This window comes from Frankia sp. AgKG'84/4 (genome assembly GCF_023242965.2).
In the GTDB taxonomy this organism is placed as follows: domain Bacteria; phylum Actinomycetota; class Actinomycetes; order Frankiales; family Frankiaceae; genus Frankia.
In genome coordinates this window covers 1-923 of sequence record NZ_JALKFU020000859.1, presented here as the reverse complement: position 1 = coordinate 923, position 923 = coordinate 1, and the positions used below count along the sequence as shown (strand labels likewise).

1 pseudogene is annotated in these 923 nt (G+C 77.9%); it reads left to right on the top strand.

Annotation, left to right across the window (positions count from 1 at the left end):
• Positions 1-545: 545 nt before the first annotated feature.
• Positions 546-923: pseudogene (locus MXD58_RS25690) on the top strand (lysophospholipase); the annotation flags it as partial.

Below are 923 nucleotides of genomic sequence, written 5' to 3'. Positions count from 1 at the left end.
GGGGGGGGGGGTGGGGGGGGCCGTGGAGGACAGGGCGGTGTTCCGCCCCGAGAAGACCCCCCCGGGCGGCGGGCGGGGCCCCCCCGCCCGCGCCCGCGCCCCCCCACCGACCCCCGAGCGGCCCGCCTGACCGCTCACCGCGACGGGCGCGGATCCGATCATGGTCGGCGTCGCGGCCGACCGTAACCGTTCGTACCTCCGCTGTGGCCGGCGTCCTCGCGTGCGGCCGTGGCCAGCGCGCGCCCGGTCCCGTCCCGACGCCCCGGCGTCCCGCGGCGCTGGTCCCACCGACCCACGTCATCGACCCACGTCACCGACCCGTGCCACCGACCGATGTCACCGACCCGTGCCACCGACCGATGTCGCCGACCCGTGCCACCGACCCGTGCCACCGACCCGTGCCACCGACCCGTGCCCACCAGCTGGGCAACCGGCCACGCCGCCCAACCGTGTCAGCGACAGCGCGACCGACCCGTGGCGCCGACCAGGCGCCGACCCGCGCCGTCGCGGTCGGACCTCCCTGATCCCCGGACCCAAGGACACCCATGACCTCCGTGCAGCTCACCTCCGCCGCCACGTCGTCGCCGGCGATCGCCGGGTGGGACAACCCGCCCGCGATCGCCGCCCGCGCGAGCGTCATTCTCGTCGTCGGGCGGGGCGAGCATCCCGGTGTCTACGAACGGTTCGGCACCCGCCTGGCGCTCGACGGCTACCGCGTGCGGGTCGTCGGCGACCCGACCGCCGACCCGGACGCGGTGACGGCGGACCTGCGCTCCCTGCTGGGGGACCCGGACCTGCCGGGGCCGCGGGTACTCGCCGGTAGCGACGCCGGCGCCGCCTTCGCCGCGGCACTGGTCGCGACGGGCGCCGTCGACGTCGACGCGCTCCTGCTCGTCGGCCTACCCGCCACCGCACCCGCCGAC